Raw genomic sequence first — 7283 nt, forward strand, 5'->3', positions numbered from 1 at the left:
ATATCGAGATGCCCTACACGAAACTGCGCTCACTGAGCCAGAAGGTGAACCTTCGCGCCGGACAGTCGCTGATTCTGACCGGGTTCAGCCAGGACAACACGTCGGTGAAAAAGAGCGGCACGTTCACCCCGGGCAATTTCCTCTTCGGGGGAGGCCGGAGCGGGGAGCATGGCCGCAGCACGCTGGTGATTATTATCACACCGGCACTGACGGGGAATAACGGTGACTGAGATGACGGACGTGACAGCAGACACCGTGGTCGTGGTGACAGCCGGACGGCGCCAGTGGGCGGCGGGGCTGCGCTGGGAGGCTCTGAGTCGTACGCCGGCGCGTAAAGGCACACGTCAGCGTACTGCGGTGAAAAAACAAAAACGCACCACAGCGGGACGCCCACGCCGTGACGGCACGGTACTGACCCTGACGGTCCGGCCGGGACGCCAGGGAGACCGGGTGACCGCGAACGGTCGCATGACTTCGCGTCCGCGGGGACCGGTGTATTCGCTGGCGGCGGCGTTCAGTCGGGTCAGCGGTGATAACGCTTACGGAGTCTACCGGCTGGATGCGTCCCGGTACGTGTTTCTGGCCACGGTGAACGGCCTGCCGTCGGTGATGGCGGATGTGACCGGAACCGCAGAGGAAGCCGGGCAGGCCCTGCAGCGGTTCCTGGCGTTTAACACTGCACCTGAAGGGGACTGGACGGTCACCTCCCCGGCGGATGACCCGCTGTCATGGGAAGCGCTGACGGTTTCAGCGGGAAAGCGTGTTCTGAAGGCTTCCCGCCTGAAACCGGTCCGCGCGGGCATAACCCCCCTGCCGGTGGTGGCGGGACTGGCGCTGCTGGGGGCGGCGGTATTCTGGCTGTGGCCGGACGGGGATGACGACCTGCCTCCCGTTCTGGCGGACGTCATTCCCGTTGCCACCCCTCCGGAACCAGTGTACCTGCCGCATCCCTGGAAGGAGATGATGCCGGTACAGGCGTTTCTGTCCCGCTGTAAGGCGTGGCGGGAAACGGTTCCGGTTGCGCTGGACGGCTGGCAACTGGCCCGGGGCGAGTGCAGCGCTGACGGGCTGCTGCTGGTTTACAGCCGTCAGCCAGGCGGTACGGCGGCGGGGTTCTCCCGCCGGGCGCAGGTGGTGTTTCACCGCCGGCCGGTCATTAACCTGGCCGCGGGCGGGGGCGAGGGGACGGTACACCTGCCCTGGACACCGGCGCCGGGCATGGACGAGCCGGTACCGCCCGTTGCCGTGCAACTGATGCTGGTGGTGTCCTGGTACCAGGCGCACCAGGCCACGCTGACGCTGACGGCGGTGAACGAAGAGCCGGGCGTGCCCGGGGATGACGGTACGCCCGCGCCGCTACAGGACTGGCAGGAATACACCTTTACCCTGACAGACAGGCGGGTACCGGAGATGCTGGCCGGCCCTGCTGACGGGCGGGGAATACGGATAAGCAAAGTGACGTTCACGCTCAGCGGGGAAGGGCAACAGTATGAGACGGAGGGGCATATTTATGCCGGTAAGAAATAGAGCAGCCACGGCTGCAGTCAGCGCCACGACGATACTGATACTGCTGGCACTGGCTGGCCCCGGGGCGCGGGCTGACGCTGATACAGCGGTATCCGGTACGGGCAGCGCCACCGCTGCGAAAGTTGCGGACACTTCGCCGGTCACGGTTTCTCCTGAAGCCGGGGCAACGGTGGCTTCAGCCGGGAGTGATGTTGCGACAGCAGCGACTGCCGCGTCAGCTTCCACACCGCCGGTGCCGCCGCCGGGCAGTATCACCCTGGGCATGCTGGAGCAGATACAGCAGAAGAACCTGCTGCTGGCGGCAAAAGTGCAGACCGCGCAGTTGCAGCGCCAGCTGGAGGAGGCGGGCAGTGAAAGCACCACATCCGCAGGTACCGGCACGGTCACCTCACCGGGGGGAATGTCGCCATCGTCTTCCGTGCCGGGCGTTCCGGGGCTGCAGGACGGGAGTGTTTCCTCCCGCGCCCGGGCCATTCCCCGGCCGCAGGTGCTGGAAATCAGCGGGAAGGGCAGCGCGCTGCGCGCTTTGTTACAGATGCCCGACGGCTCACAGCCGGAGGTGTCCGCCGGCAGCCGGGTGGTTATCGGGGAAAGCACGCTGACGGTCAGCCGTATTTCACTGTCCGGCGTCACGCTCAGCGACGGTTCGGAACTGTTGTTCTGAGCTGATGGCCTTCTGAACAAGGAGAAACACGTTTTATGAGCAGGGGACACTCACCACAGCACCAGAATGAGGACAGCGGGGTGCTGCTGTACCACAACCCGGAGACGCGGGAAACCGAGATTCTGGTGGATGAGCACCGCCGGGTTCAGCCTGACGTGCAGGCGGAAGTGATGCGGCTGATGAGTGAGCATGCCCGGGTCTCCCCGCGGTTTGTCTCCCGCTCGGTACTGCAGACCTGCCGCCAGTCGCAGGGCAGCCGGTCAGAGTCAGACGAGCCGGGGCTCAGCCTGAAGGACCTGGCGGACGTCAGCCGGCGCCAGGCGGAAGTGCTGGGGTATTTTCAGACGGCACAGCGTACCGGCAGTTCTGATATTCATGTGACCACCAGTCCCGGACTGACCCGCATTGAGATGCGTATTCACGGTGACCTGGTGACGGTGGCCGAACTGGCGGAGCAGGACGGGGAGGCGCTGGCCGCCACCATCATTCTGTCGATGTGCGACGTCACCGAGGTGCAGTTCTTCCCGATGCGCAAGCAGGACGGGCGGGTGGCGGCGAAGTTTCTGAAAAAGGTGGGGCTGTTTGGCGCCCGCTACAGCCACACTCCAACCGCAGACGGCCTGCACTTCGTCATGCGCACCATCAATGACGACGGCGACAGGGTGCCGTCACTGGCGCAGCTCGGTTTTCTGCCGGCTCAGATAACCCTGATACAGCGCATTCTGCGCCTGCCGGAGGGGATGGTCATCCTGTCCGGTCCCACCGGGTCGGGAAAATCCACCACGCTGAGGAGCTTCAGCCGTATCTGGCTGGAGCGGACCGGCTTCCTTAAACGCCTGCTGACGGTGGAGGACCCGCCGGAAGGGCGTATTGCCGGTGCCATTCAGACGCCGATTATCTGCGACAAAGCGGATGAGGCGGAGGTCAGACGCGCCTGGGAGCGGGCCATCTCCAGCGCGCTGCGACTTGACCCCGACGCGATTATGCCGGGCGAGCTGCGTGACCTGATATCGATACTGGCGGGTATCTTCGCTGCACAGACAGGGCACCTGGTGATGAGCACGCTGCACACCAACAGCGCGCTGTCCATTCCGGAACGCATGATAACCATGGGAGTGGAGGCCGGACTGATTCTGGATGCGCAACTGATGGTGGGGCTTATCAGCCAGCGTCTGGTGAAGACGCTGTGCCCGCACTGTAAGGTGCCGTGGGCGCAGAAGAAAGCAGAACTGAGCGACGAACAGCGTACGTACCTGGAAAAATACTGCAGCGAGCCCGGGTTGTGCCGTCCGGAGGATTTGTATTTCCGCCATCCGGAGGGTTGTGAGCACTGCCGGAAGGCGGTGGTGCTGAACGGCCGCACGGTGGCGACGGTGGGGCATGGTGTGACCGGACGCAGCGTGGTGGCGGAGGTCATCCGCCCTGACGCCAGGCTGTTCCACCTGCTGAAAACCGAAGGGAAGGAAGTGGCCCGACGTTACTGGATGGCGAACGGCGGTATCAGCCGTCGCACCCATCTGTTGCACAAACTCGGCGCCGGTCTTGTCGACCCGCTGGAAGCGGATGAGACCATTCCGCTGGACGAGGACGATGTGCTGCGGGTGGAGGATAACCTCTCTCCGGCAGCGGGCACAGTGGCCATGCCCGGTAGCGCTGGCCTCAGCGAAGAGCTGAAGGCGCTGGTCAGTCTGGCTGTCTCATCAGGGATTGAGCAGGGTCTGGCGCGGGGGCTTCAGGAAGCGCTGAAGGTGGCGCTGACCGCCCTTCGCCAGAACGCGGCGGCACAGCGCAGCAACAATACCGTTAACAATAACAACGGAGGCGGACATGGACAATGAGAACAGCTTACGCAGCGGAATGCTGCAGCGGCTGCGCTATGAGGCCGTCCGCCGGACGTTCTCCGGGGAGTACCGTATCCGGTTCTATGACGCGCTGCGCTTCCTGCTGGCCAATCAGGTACCACTGAAACAGGCGCTGGAGCAGATAAGCGAGGCGTACACGAACTTCGGTCAGCGCTGGCATCCGTTTGCGGAGCTGGCTCAGGACTGCACGGACGCGCTCAGTGACAACAGTGAGGCGCACAGTCTGGAGAGCACGCTGGCCCACTGGGTGCCGGCAGAAGAGGCGGCGCTTATCAGCGCCGGTATGCAGAGCGGGAGCCTGCCCGACGCGCTGGCACAGGCGGTGCGGCTGACAACCTGCCGGCGCCGCATTCTGTCGGCGGTCCTGAAAATGTCGGTGTACCCGGTGGGTCTGGTGGCGATGCTGCTTGCCACTGTCCTGGTCTTCAACCTCTCGCTGATACCGGAGCTGGAGAAGATGTCATCCCCGGACACCTGGGAAGGGGGGCTGAGTTTTCTGTATGTGCTGTCGGTGTATGCGGACAGAAATGGTTTCCTGACGGGCGGCATGATGGTGCTGGCTGCCGTGTGGGTGTTCTGGTCCCTGCCGCGCTGGACGCGGCCTGACGGGCTGCGGCGGGTGGCGGACGTGTTTGTCCCGTGGTCGGTATACCGGGATATCCAGGGGGCGGTGTTCCTGATGAACATGGCGTCCCTGCTGGCGGCCCAGGTGCCGCTGCTGAATGCCCTGAATCTGCTGCTGCGCTTCGCCTCCCCGTGGCTGGCAGTGAGGCTGGAGGCGATTATCGACCGGGTGAAGGAGGGGGACCACTTTGGCCTGGCGCTGAGAAACTCGGGCTGTGACTTCCCGTCGCGGGAAGCGGCCAACTTTTTATCCCTGCTGACTCGGGGCGACGGCGCGCCGGACGTGATTGCCCGCTACGGCGAGCGCTGGCTGGAGCAGACGCTGGAGCGGGTGAACGTCCGGGCCAACCGGATACGCCTGCTGATGTTGCTGGTTCTGGTGGGCGTCCTGCTGTTGCTGGTCTCCACCGTGACGACCATCTCTCAGATTGGCGGCAGTGATATGGGCGGAGCGGGCTGATGCCCGCCGGACGGTAAACCTTAAATTAACCGATGAACAGACAGTTAAGTAACAGACAACTGAGGAAAAACAGATGACAGAGAACGTGATTTCCCTGAACGGTACCGGTAATCCTGCCAGTAGCGGTAAACCGCCGGAGCCTGACCGTGGCTGGGCGATGATGGAGCAGGGTGTGGTGGGGCTGGTGATTATCGTGGTGATAGTGTCGGTACTGGCCTACGCCGTCACGCTGTGGCTGCGCAAGGATGTGGCCTCGGAGGCCACCAATATCCAGACCATCATCACCAGTACCCAGGGGCTGCTGAAGGACACGGACGGGTACAACTTCACCTCGGCGGCGAAGATGACCGGGTCGCTTATCCAGCAGGGCGGGGTGTCAAAAAGCATGACCATCCGCGGTGACGTCCAGGCGGGAACGGCCACGCTGTGGAACACCTGGGGCGGGGCGGTGACGCTGACGCCGCTGAACACGGCGGGGTTCAACAACGGTTTCACCCTGACCTATGAGAAGGTACCGCAGGCGGCCTGCGTGCAGATAGCCACGCGTCTGAGCAGGTCCGGGGTGGTGGACGGTATCACCATCAACGCCACCGCGCACGCTGACGGGAAGGTGACGTCCGAACAGGCCGGCGCGCAGTGCACGAAGGACAGCGGGCGTACCGGGACCAACAAGCTGATATTCACCGTGAACAGCTGATACGCGGACAGCCTGAACGATGTGCACAGCAGACACCACAGGGAGGCACGTAAGGATGTGGCGGGGCGTACAGGCAGTGATGCTCCTGGCGGCAGCGATACTGTCGCTGTCGTCATTCTCCGCCCGGGCGTTCTGCTTTGAGGCGGCGGGGGCGAAGTACGGCATCTCTCCCCGGCTGCTGGAAGCGATAGCCCGGGGCGAGAGCCAGCTTGACCCGCACGCCATCAATGTGAACCGGGATAAGAAAGGGCGGGTGAAGAGCACGGATTACGGTCTGATGCAGATTAACTCCGCCCATATCCCGGATCTGCAGGCGATGGGAGTGATCCGCAGCGCGGATGACCTGTACCGCCCCTGCCTGAACGTACAGACCGGAGCCTGGGTGCTGGCGAAACATTTTCAGGTCTGTGGTATCACCTGGAACTGCCTGGGGTCATATAACGCCGGATTCCGGTCCGACCGCCATGAAACCCGGGAGCACTACGCGAACCGGATATGGCGAATTTATAACCGGCTGCCGGCAACGCCGGCAATCGCGTCGACAGCGACAAAAAACGCCGGAAAGGCAACCAGGAAAGGAGGGAAATGAAGATGTTGTTGTGGATATGGATTCTGGCGCCATGGTTTTTTGCTTTTCTCTCCCTGAGTCTTGCCTGCGTTCTGACGGAGATACTGCGGCTGAGAACGGCCAGGAGCGGGGGGCGTGACCGGGACGACGTGAAGTTATTAACCGGGGGACTGGCGGATGAAATCGACTGTTTCTGTAACAGCTACATGGAGTCTGTCGGTCACGCCCTGCAGGGCCTGGAAGACGGGGAGGTTCTGCGGGTGCGGTTTTATGCCCGGCAGAGCTGTTTCAGAATTTATGAAAGCCGCACAGGTGACGTGTTACGGCTGTCACCGGAAACCCGGCGGGCGGTTATACAGGCGTACATCGCGGCACGAACCCTGCTGGACGGGCTGGCTCAGCATACGATGATGCTGACCAGACCCGGGAAGAAAAGCGAAGACATGTTGCAGATACTGGTCTCAGAGAGCCGGCAACTGAAAGCCCTGCACTGGCGAATGTGTCTGGCGACGGAACAGGCGCTGGCCATGCTGCGGCCCGGGGATGTCCGGTGAGAACCCTGATAGCCACGGCGTTTCCGGTGGAATACGCCCTGCCGGTGATGGTCGCCGCCGCCCTGACAGCGCACCAGGTGCTGATTCCTGTCCGTCGCTTTCTGGCCGGGCAGGGCTGCAGCGTGAACGCCCGGATGCGGTCGGCAGAAGCCACGGGAATATGGGCGATGGCGGTGGCCGCCATGCTGTTCTGCCTGGCACCAGTGTCTCCTGCTGAGCGGATACACGCCCTGCTGATGTCAGGGTTTCTGCTGCAACTGGGTGTGTGTGACGCGGCAAGCGGCTGGCTGCCGCGGCGGATGACGGTGACGTTCCTGGTTGCCGGTC

At 63.4% G+C, this 7283-nt stretch carries 7 protein-coding genes and 2 pseudogenes; all 9 read left to right on the forward strand.

From position 1 onward, the window contains the following. A pseudogene (locus tag BZK42_RS27065) lies at positions 1–230 on the forward strand (PilN family type IVB pilus formation outer membrane protein); the annotation flags it as partial. A 1-nt stretch (position 231) separates the two neighbouring features. Then, the gene (gene pilO2 / locus BZK42_RS27070; protein WP_080861261.1) at positions 232–1527 is read left to right on the forward strand and encodes a type 4b pilus protein PilO2; all 1296 of its coding nucleotides are present in this window, start codon (positions 232–234) and stop codon (positions 1525–1527) included. Beyond that, complete coding sequence (pilP, locus tag BZK42_RS27075) at positions 1511–2191, forward strand: type IV pilus biogenesis protein PilP (RefSeq protein WP_158083401.1); 681 nt, start codon at positions 1511–1513, stop codon at positions 2189–2191. Before pilO2 ends, pilP begins: the two co-directional genes overlap by 17 nt. A 35-nt stretch (positions 2192–2226) precedes the next feature. Continuing rightward, entirely contained in the window at positions 2227–4029 is a 1803-nt protein-coding gene (locus BZK42_RS27080) for a GspE/PulE family protein (protein ID WP_080861277.1), read from the forward strand. Further along, a complete protein-coding gene (locus BZK42_RS27085; protein WP_080861280.1) occupies positions 4019–5137 on the forward strand; it encodes a type II secretion system F family protein in 1119 nt (372 codons plus the stop codon). The genes BZK42_RS27080 and BZK42_RS27085 overlap by 11 nt, the downstream gene beginning before the upstream one ends. Before the next feature lie 73 nt (positions 5138–5210). Beyond that, a complete protein-coding gene (locus BZK42_RS27090; protein WP_080861283.1) occupies positions 5211–5834 on the forward strand; it encodes a type 4 pilus major pilin in 624 nt (207 codons plus the stop codon). Between the two features lie 79 nt (positions 5835–5913). Then, positions 5914–6423: a lytic transglycosylase domain-containing protein gene (locus BZK42_RS27095; RefSeq protein WP_249025184.1), complete on the forward strand. Its 510-nt coding sequence runs from the start codon at positions 5914–5916 to the stop codon at positions 6421–6423. Next, on the forward strand, positions 6420–6956 hold the full coding sequence (locus tag BZK42_RS27100) for a hypothetical protein (protein ID WP_080861288.1): 537 nt from the start codon (positions 6420–6422) through the stop codon (positions 6954–6956). The genes BZK42_RS27095 and BZK42_RS27100 overlap by 4 nt, the downstream gene beginning before the upstream one ends. Further along, a pseudogene (locus tag BZK42_RS27105) lies at positions 6953–7283 on the forward strand (prepilin peptidase); the annotation flags it as partial. The gene BZK42_RS27100 and the pseudogene BZK42_RS27105, both read left to right, overlap by 4 nt.

The organism is Citrobacter braakii (genome assembly GCF_002075345.1).
Classification (GTDB): Bacteria; Pseudomonadota; Gammaproteobacteria; order Enterobacterales; family Enterobacteriaceae; genus Citrobacter; species Citrobacter braakii.

Excerpts from the sequence above, each read along its gene's own strand:
- pilO2 (WP_080861261.1), top strand. The coding sequence starts at position 232 with ATGACGGACGTGACAGCAGACACCGTGGTCGTGGTGACAGCCGGACGG.
- pilP (WP_158083401.1), top strand. The coding sequence starts at position 1,511 with ATGCCGGTAAGAAATAGAGCAGCCACGGCTGCAGTCAGCGCCACGACG.
- BZK42_RS27080 (WP_080861277.1), top strand. The coding sequence starts at position 2,227 with ATGAGCAGGGGACACTCACCACAGCACCAGAATGAGGACAGCGGGGTG.
- BZK42_RS27085 (WP_080861280.1), top strand. The coding sequence starts at position 4,019 with ATGGACAATGAGAACAGCTTACGCAGCGGAATGCTGCAGCGGCTGCGC.
- BZK42_RS27090 (WP_080861283.1), top strand. The coding sequence starts at position 5,211 with ATGACAGAGAACGTGATTTCCCTGAACGGTACCGGTAATCCTGCCAGT.
- BZK42_RS27095 (WP_249025184.1), top strand. The coding sequence starts at position 5,914 with ATGCTCCTGGCGGCAGCGATACTGTCGCTGTCGTCATTCTCCGCCCGG.
- BZK42_RS27100 (WP_080861288.1), top strand. The coding sequence starts at position 6,420 with ATGAAGATGTTGTTGTGGATATGGATTCTGGCGCCATGGTTTTTTGCT.